The 12,688-nt window shown below is 65.5% G+C and carries 13 protein-coding genes and 2 pseudogenes; 9 read left to right on the top strand and 6 right to left on the bottom strand.

The genetic code is table 11. The annotated features are described in order from the left end of the window. The first annotated feature begins 36 nt into the window (after nt 1–36). From AC5RVY_RS12910 to AC5RVY_RS12900, 3 genes are all read left to right on the top strand, one after another. Complete coding sequence (locus AC5RVY_RS12910; protein ID WP_493955108.1) at nt 37–1,236, top strand: NAD(P)-dependent malic enzyme; 1,200 nt, start codon at nt 37–39, stop codon at nt 1,234–1,236. A gap of 98 nt (nt 1,237–1,334) precedes the next feature. Then, on the top strand, nt 1,335–1,838 hold the full coding sequence (locus AC5RVY_RS12905) for a DUF456 domain-containing protein (protein WP_493955107.1): 504 nt from the start codon (nt 1,335–1,337) through the stop codon (nt 1,836–1,838). Nucleotides 1,839–1,878: 40 nt separating this feature from the next. Further along, nucleotides 1,879–2,253 (top strand): nuclear transport factor 2 family protein, encoded by a 375-nt coding sequence (locus tag AC5RVY_RS12900; protein WP_493955106.1) that lies wholly within the window; start codon nt 1,879–1,881, stop codon nt 2,251–2,253. Between the two features lies 1 nt (nt 2,254). Here AC5RVY_RS12900 and AC5RVY_RS12895 read toward each other — a convergent pair whose 3' ends face one another. Next, a complete protein-coding gene (locus AC5RVY_RS12895) occupies nt 2,255–2,461 on the bottom strand; it encodes a hypothetical protein (protein ID WP_493955105.1) in 207 nt (68 codons plus the stop codon). Between the two features lie 153 nt (nt 2,462–2,614). Between AC5RVY_RS12895 and AC5RVY_RS12890 the strand changes: the two genes are divergently transcribed. Further along, nucleotides 2,615–3,592: a hypothetical protein gene (locus tag AC5RVY_RS12890; protein WP_493955104.1), complete on the top strand. Its 978-nt coding sequence runs from the start codon at nt 2,615–2,617 to the stop codon at nt 3,590–3,592. Between the two features lie 6 nt (nt 3,593–3,598). Here AC5RVY_RS12890 and AC5RVY_RS12885 read toward each other — a convergent pair whose 3' ends face one another. Further along, on the bottom strand, nt 3,599–4,243 hold the full coding sequence (locus AC5RVY_RS12885) for a LysE family translocator (RefSeq protein ID WP_493955103.1): 645 nt from the start codon (nt 4,241–4,243) through the stop codon (nt 3,599–3,601). Nucleotides 4,244–4,348: 105 nt separating this feature from the next. Here AC5RVY_RS12885 and AC5RVY_RS12880 point away from each other — a divergent pair, with 105 nt between their 5' ends. Then, complete coding sequence (locus AC5RVY_RS12880; protein ID WP_493955102.1) at nt 4,349–4,804, top strand: Lrp/AsnC family transcriptional regulator; 456 nt, start codon at nt 4,349–4,351, stop codon at nt 4,802–4,804. Nucleotides 4,805–4,833: 29 nt separating this feature from the next. On the opposite strand, the pseudogene AC5RVY_RS12875 reads toward AC5RVY_RS12880, so the two are convergent. Together AC5RVY_RS12875 and AC5RVY_RS12870 are read right to left on the bottom strand one after the other, a co-directional pair. Beyond that, nucleotides 4,834–5,130, bottom strand: a pseudogene (locus tag AC5RVY_RS12875) (hypothetical protein); the annotation flags it as partial. Nucleotides 5,131–5,358: 228 nt separating this feature from the next. Beyond that, the gene (locus tag AC5RVY_RS12870) at nt 5,359–5,826 is read right to left on the bottom strand and encodes an Lrp/AsnC family transcriptional regulator (protein WP_493955101.1); all 468 of its coding nucleotides are present in this window, start codon (nt 5,824–5,826) and stop codon (nt 5,359–5,361) included. A 426-nt stretch (nt 5,827–6,252) separates the two neighbouring features. On the opposite strand from AC5RVY_RS12870, the gene gluQRS reads away from it, so the two are divergent. The 3 genes and pseudogenes from gluQRS to AC5RVY_RS12855 all read left to right on the top strand — a co-directional run bounded on the left by gluQRS (nt 6,253) and on the right by AC5RVY_RS12855 (nt 7,994). Continuing rightward, on the top strand, nt 6,253–7,149 hold the full coding sequence (gene gluQRS, locus AC5RVY_RS12865; protein WP_493955100.1) for a tRNA glutamyl-Q(34) synthetase GluQRS: 897 nt from the start codon (nt 6,253–6,255) through the stop codon (nt 7,147–7,149). Nucleotides 7,150–7,203: 54 nt separating this feature from the next. After that, nucleotides 7,204–7,314: pseudogene (locus AC5RVY_RS12860) on the top strand (AsnC family protein); the annotation flags it as partial. Nucleotides 7,315–7,340: 26 nt separating this feature from the next. Next, on the top strand, nt 7,341–7,994 hold the full coding sequence (locus AC5RVY_RS12855; protein ID WP_493955099.1) for an HD domain-containing protein: 654 nt from the start codon (nt 7,341–7,343) through the stop codon (nt 7,992–7,994). On the opposite strand, the gene AC5RVY_RS12850 is transcribed toward AC5RVY_RS12855, so the two are convergent. Beyond that, the gene (locus tag AC5RVY_RS12850) at nt 7,972–9,231 is read right to left on the bottom strand and encodes a low temperature requirement protein A (protein ID WP_493955098.1); all 1,260 of its coding nucleotides are present in this window, start codon (nt 9,229–9,231) and stop codon (nt 7,972–7,974) included. The two genes, AC5RVY_RS12855 and AC5RVY_RS12850, sit on opposite strands and share 23 nt — an antisense overlap. Before the next feature lie 9 nt (nt 9,232–9,240). Beyond that, the gene (locus AC5RVY_RS12845; RefSeq protein WP_493955097.1) at nt 9,241–10,566 is read right to left on the bottom strand and encodes an ATP-binding protein; all 1,326 of its coding nucleotides are present in this window, start codon (nt 10,564–10,566) and stop codon (nt 9,241–9,243) included. Between the two features lie 211 nt (nt 10,567–10,777). On the opposite strand from AC5RVY_RS12845, the gene ggt reads away from it, so the two are divergent. Beyond that, a complete protein-coding gene (ggt, locus tag AC5RVY_RS12840) occupies nt 10,778–12,628 on the top strand; it encodes a gamma-glutamyltransferase (protein WP_493955096.1) in 1,851 nt (616 codons plus the stop codon). Nucleotides 12,629–12,688: the final 60 nt, after the last annotated feature.

The following is a 12,688-nucleotide window of genomic DNA, read 5'->3' as shown; positions in this document are numbered from 1 at the left end:
GCCGTGTGCCCACGGCGAGCACCAGGAGACAACGACGTGTCCATTGACGCAATTGCAGCCACCGACAACTCCGCAGCCACCGCCCTGAGCGAAGCCGAGATTTTCGACGCCCACCAGGGCGGCAAGCTCTCCATCGCCAGCACCGTCCCGCTGTCCAACAAGCGCGACCTGTCCATCGCCTACACGCCGGGAGTGGCAGAGGTCAGCCGCGCCATCCACGCCAAGCCGGAACTTGCCCGCACCCTGACCTGGGCCGAACGCCTTGTGGTGGTGGTCAGCGACGGCACTGCGGTCCTGGGTCTGGGCAACATCGGAGCCAGCGCCTCACTGCCCGTGATGGAAGGCAAGTCCGCCCTGTTCAAGACCTTCGGTGACCTGGATTCCATTCCGCTGGTCCTCAACACCACGAACGTGGATGAAATCGTGGAGACCCTCGTCCGCCTGCGCCCCAGCTTCGGAGCCGTCAACCTCGAGGACATCTCCGCGCCCCGCTGCTTCGAGCTGGAGGAAAAGCTCATCGAGGCGCTGGACTGCCCCGTGATGCACGATGACCAGCATGGCACCGCGGTGGTCGCCCTCGCTGCGCTGACGAACGCCGCAAGGGTGACCGGCCGCGAACTGGACAGCCTTCGCGTGGTGGTCTCCGGGGCAGGGGCTGCCGGCATCGCCGTCGCCGAAATCCTGCTGGCCGCCGGCATCACCGATGTGGTCCTGCTGGACTCCCGCGGCATCATCAACGCCGGACGCAAGGACCTCGCTGCCGATCCCGCCAGCAAGAAGGCGGACATCGCAGGCCGCAGCAACCCCCGCGGCGTGGAAGGCGGCCCCGCCGAGGCCCTCAACGGAGCCGACGTCTTCATCGGCGTCTCCTCCTCGAAGCTGGATGAGGCGCACCTGGCCCTGATGAACCAGGACGCCATCGTCTTCGCGCTCTCCAACCCGGACCCCGAGGTCCTGCCCGAGGTCGCCGTGAAGTACGCCGCCGTGGTGGCCACCGGCCGCAGTGACTTCCCCAACCAGATCAACAACGTGCTGGCCTTTCCGGGCATCTTCCGCGGCGCGCTTGACGCCGGCGCCCGCCGGATCACCCCCGCCATGAAGCTCGCCGCTGCCTACGCCATCGCCGGCCTTGCGGCCGAGGACCTCTCGGCGGACTACATCGTGCCCAGCCCGCTGGACCCGAGGGTTGCGCCTGCTGTGACCGCCGCCGTGGCCGCTGCGGTGGAAGCGGAGTAACAGCCCTGGCCTGACGGAAATGACGACGGCGGTGCCTCCCCCTGCGCGGGAGGTGCCGCCGTCGGGGGTTAAGCACGCGCGACCATAGACTGGGAATTATGAACTCGGAAACTGTGGTGACCATCCTGTGCGGCCTGGCAATTCTTGTGGGCGTGGCGGGCACGGTCATCCCGGTGCTTCCGGGCAGCATCCTGATTGGCGCAAGCCTTCTGGCGTGGGCCATCTGGGGCGGCGCCGGGACTGCAGGGTGGGTGGTGTTCGCCATCTCCATGGTGTTCCTGGTGGCAGGCATGGCGGCCAGTGCTGTCCTTACGGGCAGGAAGCTGAAGGAGCACGCCATCCCCAGCCGGAGCATCGGGGCAGCCCTTGTCGCCGCCGTGGTGGGGATGTTCATCATCCCGGTGGTGGGGCTGTTCGTGGGCTTTGCCGCGGGCCTGCTGCTCAGCGAATTCCTCCGGACCAGGAACCTCGGTGCGGCGGCCACCTCCAGCTGGGCCGCCCTGAAGGCGACGGGACTGGGCATGCTCGCCGAGTTCGGGCTCGCATGCCTCGCCGCCAGCACCTGGGTTATCGGCGTGTGGGTCGCCGCCGCGAACGGCTGAAGCGCTTGCAGCCCCCTGCAGGAGGGCGTAAAACGGCAGCATGACTGAGCAGACTTCTGCCCGCGGGCTTGTGCAAGCGTGGATGGACAAATACCAGACGGCGTGGGCCAGCAACCGGGCGGAGGATATCCGCGCCCTCTTCACGGAGGATGCCCGGTATGAAACCCGGCCCAACGATCCCCAGGCATGGCAGGGGCAGGACGGGATTGTCGAAGGCTGGCTCGCCGCCAGGGACGAACCCGGCGACTGGACGTTCAGCTGGGAACTGCTGGGCGCGGACGGCAGCACCGCATTCGTCCAGGGCGTCACCACTTATTCAGGCGGCCGGCCCGTGTACGACAACCTCTGGGTCATCCAGTTGGACTCCAGCGGCCGGGCCTCGGCGTTCACCGAATGGTTTATGGAGAGGTCCTGACTCAGAGGCCCAGCCCGCCCAGCTTGTCCCCAAGGCCGCCGGGAAGCTTTCCCAGCAGATCTGCGGGATTGATGCCGAGCTTGGACAGGAGCCCTGCGTGCTGTTCGGTGTCCACCTGGTCCGGCAGTTCCGACTCGGCCTGGGCGGCCTTGTCGTCGTCTCCCTGTTTGCGGAGCAGCTCGAGGATCTGGGACTTGTCGATGTGCATGGCGTTCTCCTTTACTGACGGTGGAACTGCTAAGGGTGCTTACTACCCTTCCGTTAATCCCCCGTTTGAACAAGTGCCGGATCCAACCGCCTACCGCCCGGGGGGTTTTTCGGGGCCTGCCCGGCTGTCGGGAGTCGCGGTTAGCATGGAAAGATGACCGCCGGGGACCCTGCACCGATCTACTGGGACAGCCGCGACCTCACACCGTTCGGCCAGCCCCAGTTGCGCACGCCTGTCCATGACCTGGCAGGGGGAGTGGGCGGCATGCTCACCGGTGTGCTCGGCGGGCGCCATCCCGCCCTGCTGTCCATCGACGGGGAGATCCCGCGGCTGAAACGGATGCTGCCCAAACCGGCCAAGGCCGTTCACGAGGCCGTTTTTACCAGCCGGGAGCCCGACCGGTTGATCACGCTGGCCCGCTCCTACCCCGGCTGGGCAGGGCTTTGCTACCTGATGTCCGGGTTGCTCGTGTACAAGCACGGAGGATACCTTCGCGCCTCGGAACTCCTGCAGCGCGGCCTCACCACCAGGAACGACGACGAAGCGAACCGCTACTCGTCCACGTACCTCACCAGGATCGTCACCCGGATTGAACTGGCCGAGCGTGTGGAGATCCCGGTCCTGTTCAGCGAGGAGTCCGTATTCCTTGCGCTGGCGCACTCGTTCCGCGAGACGGGCCGTACGGAGGCGGCGCTGGACGCGCTGGCCGGGCTGCCGCCATCGCTCCCCATGGCGCTGGCCCGCTGCTCACTCGCGTTGACCCTGGGCAGGAGCCGCACCGTGATCGACTGGACCGAAGGCCTGCTCAACGCTGACGATCTCTCCGCCGCCCTGCTGTTGGTGCGGGCGCGGGCGCTGCGCCGCGAGGGCCGGTTCGAGGCCGCACACCAGGCCCTTGCCGAGGTCCTGCGCCGGCGCAAGACGCACCTGACCCTGCGCAATGACGCCCTGACGGACCGGGCGCTGCTGGTGCTGGACTCCAGCAGGCGCTCCCTTAATCCCCGGGACTGGGGGCGTCGCCGCGAGGACCAGGTGCCGCAGAAGGAGATCGCCGCGCCTGTGCCCATCCGCAAGGACGAGGAGATGCGCCGGATCTGGGAACAGGACTGGAAGAAACTCAGCGACGAGTAACGGACCCTACGCCCCGCTGAGAACCGGCACGAGCTGCTCGCCGAGCAGCACCGTGCCAAGTGCCACCATGATCACGCCGCTGGCAAGGGTCACCAGGCGGGCAGCCCCCGGCCGGCTCTGCAGCAGGGTGCGGGACAGCAGGGCGACGGCGGTATAGACAAGGCCCGCGAGGAATACGAACGTCATGCCCAGCAGGCCCGACTGCACCGGCACGGGAAGGGGCGCATCGGCGCTCACGAACTGGGGGACAAGCGCCACGTAAAAGAGGAGGCCCTTGGGGTTGATGCCGCTGGTACCCATGCCCTGCAGGAACGTGCGGAGCCGGGTGCCCTCACTGCCGGTGCGCCCCGAACCCGCCGTGAAGCTGGCGCCGCGCCAGGAGCGGAGCGTGCTGATGCCTAGCCACATCAGGTACGCCGCGCCGGCCAGGGTAATCCAGCCCAAAACTCCGGGCATTCCCGTAAGCAGGGCAGCCAGGCCCGCCACCAGCAGGACCGTATGGAGGACGTATCCGCCGCAGAGCCCTGCCACCGCGGGAACAAAGCTTCGCTGCCTCAGCCCGGCCGCGATGGAGTACGCCCAGTCCACGCCCGGCGTACACGCGAGGGCCGCGGCCACCAGCACAAAGGCCAAAAACAGCTCCGGGTTCATTTCTTCTCCTGCCAGGTGATGCGTCAGGACAAACCCTAGATAGTTTCGGCGCAGAAGTGCTGTCCTTTTTCGCCCCCAAGGCTTCTCCGGCGGTAAGGTTATTGCGTGATTGACCATATTGACAGGAATATTTTGCGCCACCTTAAAGGGGATGGCCGGATGACCGCCACTGCGCTCGCCGCCAAAGTCGGTTTGACGGTGGCGCCGTGCCATCGGCGGCTGCGTGACCTGGAGCAATCGGGCGTGATCCGCGGGTATCGGGCGGACATTGATCCCTCCGCGGTGGGGCTGGGCTTCGAGGCAATCGTGTTTGTTACCCTGCGGCAGGTGGACCGCGCCACAATGGAGGTCTTCGAAAACCTGGTGGCGGAGAGCCCCAACGTGGTGGAGGCGCAACGGCTCTTCGGTTCACCCGACTACCTGCTGAAGGTCATCGCCGAGGACCTGCCCGCCTACCAGCGCTTCTACGACGCCGAACTCACCTCGCTGCCCGGGGTGGAACGGCTCACGTCCACCCTGGTGATGAAGAACTTGAAGTCCTACGCCGGTCCGCCGGTGTAGGACCGCGCTTAGCTTCGCTCCGGGACCGGCTACGCCGTTGGGCTCACATGGACAATGATCACCTGGGTGTCTTTGGCGCCGTCGTGCCGGAGGTCGTAGCCCACGGCCAGCCCTGTGGACGTTCCCGGGGCGAGCGAGTAGTCACTCTTTCCTTCCGGGTTTGCTATCCGGGATGAAATCCAGCGCTCGGCGGGGTCGGAGTCCATCCCATAGCGCTCCACGCCGTCCCGAATAAGCTCGAAATATTCTTCCGGGGAGTCCGAGGTCAGGAAGTACGTGACCTCGCTGAAATCCTGCCGCTTGGTGGTTCGGAAGCGGTCGCCGTCGTGCCCCCGCCAGTTGCTGGAACTGATGCTGCTGCCCAGCTGCTGGCCCAGGACGTTCAGCCGGTTGGCGCCGCCGGCGAGGTCCTTGGCGAGCTGTCGAAGCTGCGCCACGTCCGCGCCGTAAAAGTTCCCCGCCATGCTTCCCCCCGGTTGGTTCTTCCGTGCCGGCCTAATCGGGCCGGCGCCATGCAGCGATGGGGAGAGCTCCCCGCCGGCTTGCTCCGCCGGCTATTCCGCGAGCAGGCCGGTTGTTCGGTAAGGGATGACCTCGCGCAGGAACATGCTCGTGGAGGTCCGGACGATTCCCGGGCACAGCCTGATCTCTTCCGACACCCGGTAGAGATCGTCCGGGCTGGTGGCCACCACGCGGATCAGCAGGTCTGTGTCGCCTGCCGGCGCGTGGCATTCCAGGACTTCGGGGATCTTCCGGAGCGCGGCAATCGCCTCGTTGAGATGGCTCTGGTCCAGCTCGGCGCTGACGGCAGCCGCTACGCCCCGGCCCAGTGCCGCCGGCAGCACCCTGCTGCTGTTGGGCCGTAGAGCCCCCGACTCCGTCATCCGCTCCAGCCGGCTCTGCACCGTCCCGCGCGCCAGGCCCAGCCGCTGCGCCAGCACCATGATGGGAACGCGCGGATCCACGTCCAAGGCGTTCAGGATCCGCTTGTCGGTGGCGTCCAGTTCCTGCAATCTGATCATTTCCTGTCGACGGGAACCTCAAAGATTGGTCAGAGTGATCAACTGAAGTCCTGCTGGTTGTACCAACTGTAGGGTCTCTGCTGAAATTATGGCAACAAGGGATGGAAGCTACCGCTGATCCCCGCAGGCTACAGGTTCCCCGGCACACCACCCGGCATCTGGACACAACTTCCCGCAAGGAGGCAGCCGCTGATTGACACTTGTTCACACCACGGTCATTCTGCAACCACGGCAAGAGCCCCTGAGCTACCGACGTCGGACCCCCGAAGTCATCGGTAGCTGAGGGGCTCTTGTGCTTGTCCGCGTACGCCTGCCCCCCTTTCATCCCCGGATTGTCCCCACAGGGCATCGCGCCATCACCTCCTGCAACCTTCCAGGCAACCCGCCATCACGTTTCGGGGCGCTGGCCCCGCATAGGCTGGATCCATGACCTCAGCCGGCCGCTTCGCTCCCAGCCCTTCCGGTGAACTCCATGTAGGCAATCTTCGGACCGCCGTCCTGGCATGGCTGTTTGCCCGCTCCACGGGCCGGAATTTCCTGCTGCGGGTAGAGGACCTGGACCGGGCGCGGTCCGGCGCGGAAGCGGAGCAGTTGCGGGATCTGGCGGCGATCGGCGTGACCTGGGACGGCGACGTCGTGCGCCAGACTGCCCGGGGCGCTTTGTATGCCGCCGCGATCGCAAAGCTCGAGGCGGCAGGCCTCACCTATGAATGCTTCTGCACCCGCCGGGAAATCCAGGAGGCGCCGTCGGCTCCGCATGCGCCGCAGGGTGCCTATCCGGGAACCTGCCGGAACCTGGATCCGGCGGAGTTGGAGTTCAAGCGCTCCACCAGGCCGGCCGCCCTACGGCTTCGGGCCGACGTAGCGGAGTACACCGTTCAGGACGTGCTGCACGGGACCTATACGGGCGTCGTGGATGACTTCGTGCTGCGCCGCAACGATGGGGTGACCGCCTACAATCTGGCCGTGGTTGTGGACGATGCCGAGCAGGGCATCGACCAGGTAGTCCGGGGTGATGATCTCCTTCCGTCCACACCGCGGCAGGCCTATCTTTCTTCGCTCCTGAATATTCCGGTTCCGGAATATGCGCATGTTCCGTTGGTGGTAAATTCCGACGGCGTCAGGCTGGCAAAGCGGGACGGCGCGGTGACGCTAAGCGACCTGGCGGCGGAGGGCGCTCCCCCCGAAGCCGTGCGCGACCGGCTGCTGGAATCGCTGGGGCTTCCGGCCGGGCCGATTGAGCAGGCACTGGGCAACTTCCGCTCCGCCGCTCTGCCGCGGGAACCTTGGGTGTGGACAGGTATCGGCGCCTCCGGGAGGTAGGCATTGAAGAGCGCTGCCGGGCAGGAGAATCATGGCGTCAACATTGGTTGCACCGAGTCGGCCCTCGTCCGCGGCGCGAGGCAGGCCGGCCTGTCCTGGGAGGCCATAGCCCTGTGCCTTGGCGTCAGCAAACAGGCAGTGCACCGGAAGTATGGCAAGCAGTAGGCATCGAGCCAGCCTAGGCTTGGGACATGTCAGACGAGCACATTCCAGACCACACTCCGGCGCCCAGGTTCACTGTCGAGACCGCCAAAGTCCTGGCCGAAGTGGCCCATAACCGCCAGAAGGACAAGCTGAAGCGGCCCTACCGTGAACACGTCCTGGCCGTTGGTGACGCCTTGGCGGACTTCGATGACGACATCCGGATTGCCGGGTATCTGCACGACATCGCCGAAGATACACCGATCACGCGCCAGGCCCTCCTGGAGATGGGCGTCTCCGAGCGGGCAGTGGAAATCATTGAACGCGTCACCAACCGGCTGCACGAGAACCCGGACGACTACCAGTCCGGGATCCGCGAGATCGCCCAGGACCACGACGCCGCACTGGTGAAGATTGCGGACAACGCCCACAACTCCCTGCCGGAGCGCGTGAAGGCGCTTGCGGACAAGTGGCCGGACAAACCCCCGGTCACCAAGTACCGCGACGCACGGCCGGTGCTTTATGCCGCCGTCGAGGTGGAGGAGGTCAGGAAGATCCTCGCCCGTGTGAATCCGTGGCTGCTGGAAGAGCTGGACGACCGGCTGGATGAGGAGGACACCACAGACTACGAGAACCTGTCCTACGAGGAACTAGACGCCCCCGGTGCCGCCGCGCCGAACGCTAGGACTGCTGAGGGGCGGTAGTTTCCGCTTCCAGCTTCTCAAGGGCGTGATGGAGCCTCTCCGAGCCGCGGCGTTCGTCAATAACAATCGAAGCGCCGAGCGCCAGCACAATCACCAGCAGGCATATCGGAACGGAGACCCCGGCCGCCGCCAGGCCAACTGACGCCGCCAGCGTTATGAGCACCCCCACGGCGACGGTGATGACCGTCCGGTCCGGGCCGACCATCACGCTGTACAGCCAGGTCAGCGAGCCCTTGAACAGTGCCACGGGGATGGCGATGGTAGCGATGGCGATGGTTGCGCTGATGTGTGCCTCGTGGTCAATGTAGTACGCGGCCACGTGCAGCCCTGCGCCGGTGGCGGCGATCGCTGCGAAGACCGGAAGATGGCCGTAGCCGAAGAGGAAGGACCTGTGACGGCGCAGGTGGAGCGCCCGTCCGGCGGGCAGCAGGAAGTAGATCCACCACATGCCGAACGCCAGGGCCGTTCCGCCGAAGCCCACCAGCGCGGCATCGACGCTCCAGCCATGGTGGGCCACGATGGCCCGGAGTGTTTCGATGGCCCCGATGAGGCATTCACCCAGGGCAATGATGGCCAGCAGTCCGTACCGTTCGGCAATGTGGTGGGCATGCCACGGCGTCCGGGCCTTGCGCTCCGCAGCATAGGGGGTGGCCATCTCCAGCACGATCAACGGCAGGACCATAAAGAGCGTGGTGGGAATGTCTGCCTCGATGAAAACTACTGCGATCCATCCAAGCTGCACCACCACAAGGTACTTGGCGTAGCGAAGGCAGGTGTCACGGCCGGCCGGGTCCTGCCGTGCTGCCCGCAGCCACTGGGTGACCAGCGCGAGCCGCATGACCACGTAGCCTCCAACAATCACCGCGTTGTCTACGTGCTTTCCCTCCGCCATTGAATGGAACAACGGCTCAATGCCCATGGTGAGGATCAGGACACCCACGATCTGGATCATGGTGACCACCCGGAAGATCCAGTCATCGGTGTCGTAGGCGCTGGCGAACCACGTGAAGTTGATCCATGCCCAGATCACCGCGAACATCGCGAAGGAGAACGCGAGCAGGCCCGGGATGAAGTGAGCTTCCGCCACTTCGTGGGCAAACTGGCTGCCGGCCACGCCAAACGCAATCACAAACGTCAGGTCGAAAAAGAGTTCAAGCGGCGTGGCGGCCCGGTGCTTCTCATGCGGGTCACGGCCGCCCATGCGGGCCATGGCATGGCGCAGGGGGTTGGAGGACATACCTAAAAGCTACACGCGCCCCAGTGCGTCGATGTCTTCCAGGAACTCCTGGTGCACTTCCGCGCTCACAGTGGTCCTCGTCTCGGCGATGGCGTCCAGGTAATCCTGTGTGGAAGGCCCCTTCCGCACCGCCTCACGGACAGAAACCGTGCCGCCGGAAGCGACCCTGCCGTCGCTGTTTTCGCCGTAAACAACGTTTTCCAGGGCACGCTGCGACGCGCTCCGCGCAGCATACTCAATGTCGGCGGGGGAGAAGCCCTCGGTGCGTTCCACCAAGAGTTCCACGTCCACGGCGTCCACCACAGGGGCAGGGATGAAGCGCTGCCACATCGCTTCACGGGCCTGCCGGTCCGGCAGTCCGATGGGGATGACGTAGTCGAAGCGGCCGTGGCGCAGGAAGGCGGTGTCCAGGGCGCGGATGAAGTTGGTGGCGCAGACCAGCAGGCGGCCGGGCTGTTCGCGGAAAGCCGGGATGATCTTGAGGAGTTCGTTGGTGACGCCCTGCAGCGGCGACGGGGGTTCGCCGGAGCGCTGGGAGGCGATCTCCTCCACCTCGTCGATGAAAACAACCGCGTGCTCCAGTTCGGCGATTTCCAGGAACGTTTCGCGCAGCGCTCCGGCCAGGCCTTGGGGATCCGCGGCGAGGCGGGACGGGAAGACTTCCACGAAGGGCCACTCCAGCCGGGAGGCGATGGCTTTGGCGAAGGTGGTCTTGCCGGTGCCGGGCGGGCCGAAGAGGACGACGGCGCGCGGCGGCACTACGCCGAATTCGTCGGCGAGGTCTGCCTCGGCGAGGGGCAGGACCAGGCGGCGCTCGAGCAGTTCCTTTTCCTTGCGCATGCCGGCAACGTTTTCCCACAGGTCGCGGGCCAGGACGCGCCCGCCGAGCTGGCCCAGTGCGCCGAGTTCCTGCCGCTGGACGGGGATGGTGCGTTCGAAGTAGCGCAAGTTCTTTTTTAGGGCGAAGCCGCGGCCCAGGAATGCCTCCACGCGGGTCTCGGATTCGGGCATCAGTGCCGAGAGCTTGTTCAGCCCGTGCGGGGCCATGCGGTTTTCGACGGCGGCCAGCAGCGAGGTGCCGATGCCGCGGCCGCGGTATTCGGGCAGGGTGGCCAGGAAGACGATCCAGCCCTGGTCGTGAGCGGCGCGTCCGACGGCGGCTCCCACCACCTGGTCGCCCTGTACCGCCACCACGGCGTGGTCCTTTTCGCAGGAGGCGAGGACCTCGGAGAGGGCATAGACGGGTTCGACGTTGTGGGACTTGAGCGTCTCCCAGAGGTGCAGGATCCCGTCCAGGTCCGATGAGTGGAAGTCCCTGATCCGCCAGTTGGTCATGCCGTCTCCCGGTCTGTTCGTCGTTGAACGCACGAGGTGCGCGCGCGGTTATGAGCTGCACAGGAAGCATATGCGATGCACCCTTGCGGGGACGTTGCCGGCCGGTTGCATGACGTTTTTGGGGTACCCCGTTGGGTAGGCCATTACGTTGAGTGTCCCGTGCCCGAGGAGTAGCGTGACCCACATCACTCAAACCCGTTCAGGAGCTATCATGCCAAATTTGGGACGCCGGTTTGCGGCTGTAACGGCGGCGCTGGCAATGAGCGTAACCACAGGAGCCCTGGCAGGTCCTGCCTCAGCCCATTTCGGGACTGACGATGACAGCAAAAAAATGCCTACCGCCAAGGGCTACGGCGGTGCTGTAAGTACTGTGGACGTGGACGCATCCTCTGCGGCTATCGAAGTCCTCCGCAAGGGCGGCAACGCCGTCGACGCCGCCGTCGCTGCCGCAGCCACCCTTGGAGTCACGGAGCCCTATTCTGCCGGTATCGGCGGCGGCGGCTACTTTGTCTACTACGACGCGAAGTCCGGCAAGGTGAGCACCATCGACGGCCGCGAGACGGCGCCGGCGGCGATGCCAACAAATGCTTTCGTTGACCCCAAGAGTGCAACGGGCGCGCCGTACAACTTCACACCTGAACTCGTCACCAGCGGCGTTTCCGTAGGTGTCCCGGGCACCCCGGCCACGTGGGAACGGGCGCTGGACCGGTGGGGAAGCATGAGCCTGGCGGAAACGTTGGAACCAGCCATCGATGTGGCAACAGACGGTTTCGAGGTCGACGAGACCTTCAGGCAGCAGACTGCGGACAATCAGCTGCGCTTCGAAGCCTTCACCTCCACCAAGGACCTGTACCTGCCCGATGGAAAACTGCCCAAAGTAGGCTCAGTCTTCAAGAACCACGACCTGGCTGATACCTACCGTCTCCTGGCCGGCAAGGGCACAGATGCCTTCTACACCGGTTCGCTCGCAGAGGACATCGTGGAGGCAGTGCAGAACCCGCCAAAATCCCAGGACACGGAATTGCCCGTGCCTGCCGGGTTCATGACCACCAAGGACCTTGCGAAGTACCGTGCGCTGGACCAGGACCCGACCCACGTGAATTACCGCGGCTACGACGTTTACGGCATGGCCCCGTCGAGCAGCGGCGGCACCACGGTGGGAGAATCACTGAACATCCTGGAGGTCTTTGACCTTCCCGCACTCGCCAAGGACGAGGCGGCCGTCCTGCACCACTACTTCGAGGCAAGCGCGCTGGCATTCGCGGACCGGGCCAAATACCTGGGCGACCCTGCGTTCGTTGACGTCCCCACCAAGGCGCTGACTGATCCGGTATTCGGCAAGGAGCGCGCGTGCGGGCTCGATCCCATGCAGGCTGCTCCAAAGCCCGTCCCGGCCGGGGATGTGTCCTCCTACGACGGCGTCTGCCCCGTCGAGCCGGCAGCGCTCGCGGATGAAAAGGACACGGAGAACGTGTCCACCACCAACCTCACAGTGTCCGACAAGTGGGGAAATGTGGTGGAGTACACCCTCACCATCGAACAGACCGGCGGGTCAGGCATCGTAGTACCCGGCCGCGGATTCATCCTCAACAACGAGCTCACGGATTTCTCCACCGTGTACAGCCCCACGGACCCGAACCGCATCGAGCCCGGCAAGCGTCCCCGGTCGTCCATGTCGCCCACCATCGTGCTGAAGGACTGCGAACCGTTCCTTGCACTCGGCTCACCGGGCGGCTCAACGATCATCACCACCGTGCTGCAGACGCTGGTTAACCGGATCGACCTTGGCATGGACATTGCCGACTCCATCGCAGCACCACGGGCCACCCAGCGCAATACCGAGAAAGTGAGCGCCGAACCGGCCTTCATCGAGAAGTACGGCGACGTGCTGACGTCACGTCTTGGCCATACGTTGGCACCGTCGGGCGATTCCTTCACGTCCGCCGCCGAAATCGGGGCCGCCACAGCCATCGAGTTCCTCGACGACAACAAGGTCATTGCTGCGGCCGAGCCGGCCAGGCGCGGCGGCGGCTCCGCGATGGTGGTCCACCCGTCACGCTAGCCCCGCAACTGGAACATCAACCAACGACGGCGGCACCCCAGGTTCTGTACTTCCAGAACC

It is taken from the genome of Arthrobacter sp. Ha26 (genome assembly GCF_059091705.1).
The sequence above is the reverse complement of the archived record's forward strand: the minus strand, read 5'-3'. Positions and strand labels throughout refer to the sequence as shown.

What these genes read in the sequence shown, in the direction of transcription:
- AC5RVY_RS12905 (WP_493955107.1), top strand. Translation starts at nt 1,335, where the DNA reads ATGAACTCGGAAACTGTGGTGACCATCCTGTGCGGCCTGGCAATTCTT.
- AC5RVY_RS12900 (WP_493955106.1), top strand. Translation starts at nt 1,879, where the DNA reads ATGACTGAGCAGACTTCTGCCCGCGGGCTTGTGCAAGCGTGGATGGAC.
- AC5RVY_RS12895 (WP_493955105.1), bottom strand. Translation starts at nt 2,461, where the DNA reads ATGCACATCGACAAGTCCCAGATCCTCGAGCTGCTCCGCAAACAGGGA.
- AC5RVY_RS12890 (WP_493955104.1), top strand. Translation starts at nt 2,615, where the DNA reads ATGACCGCCGGGGACCCTGCACCGATCTACTGGGACAGCCGCGACCTC.
- AC5RVY_RS12885 (WP_493955103.1), bottom strand. Translation starts at nt 4,243, where the DNA reads ATGAACCCGGAGCTGTTTTTGGCCTTTGTGCTGGTGGCCGCGGCCCTC.
- AC5RVY_RS12870 (WP_493955101.1), bottom strand. Translation starts at nt 5,826, where the DNA reads ATGATCAGATTGCAGGAACTGGACGCCACCGACAAGCGGATCCTGAAC.
- gluQRS (WP_493955100.1), top strand. Translation starts at nt 6,253, where the DNA reads ATGACCTCAGCCGGCCGCTTCGCTCCCAGCCCTTCCGGTGAACTCCAT.
- AC5RVY_RS12855 (WP_493955099.1), top strand. Translation starts at nt 7,341, where the DNA reads ATGTCAGACGAGCACATTCCAGACCACACTCCGGCGCCCAGGTTCACT.
- AC5RVY_RS12850 (WP_493955098.1), bottom strand. Translation starts at nt 9,231, where the DNA reads ATGTCCTCCAACCCCCTGCGCCATGCCATGGCCCGCATGGGCGGCCGT.
- AC5RVY_RS12845 (WP_493955097.1), bottom strand. Translation starts at nt 10,566, where the DNA reads ATGACCAACTGGCGGATCAGGGACTTCCACTCATCGGACCTGGACGGG.
- ggt (WP_493955096.1), top strand. Translation starts at nt 10,778, where the DNA reads ATGCCAAATTTGGGACGCCGGTTTGCGGCTGTAACGGCGGCGCTGGCA.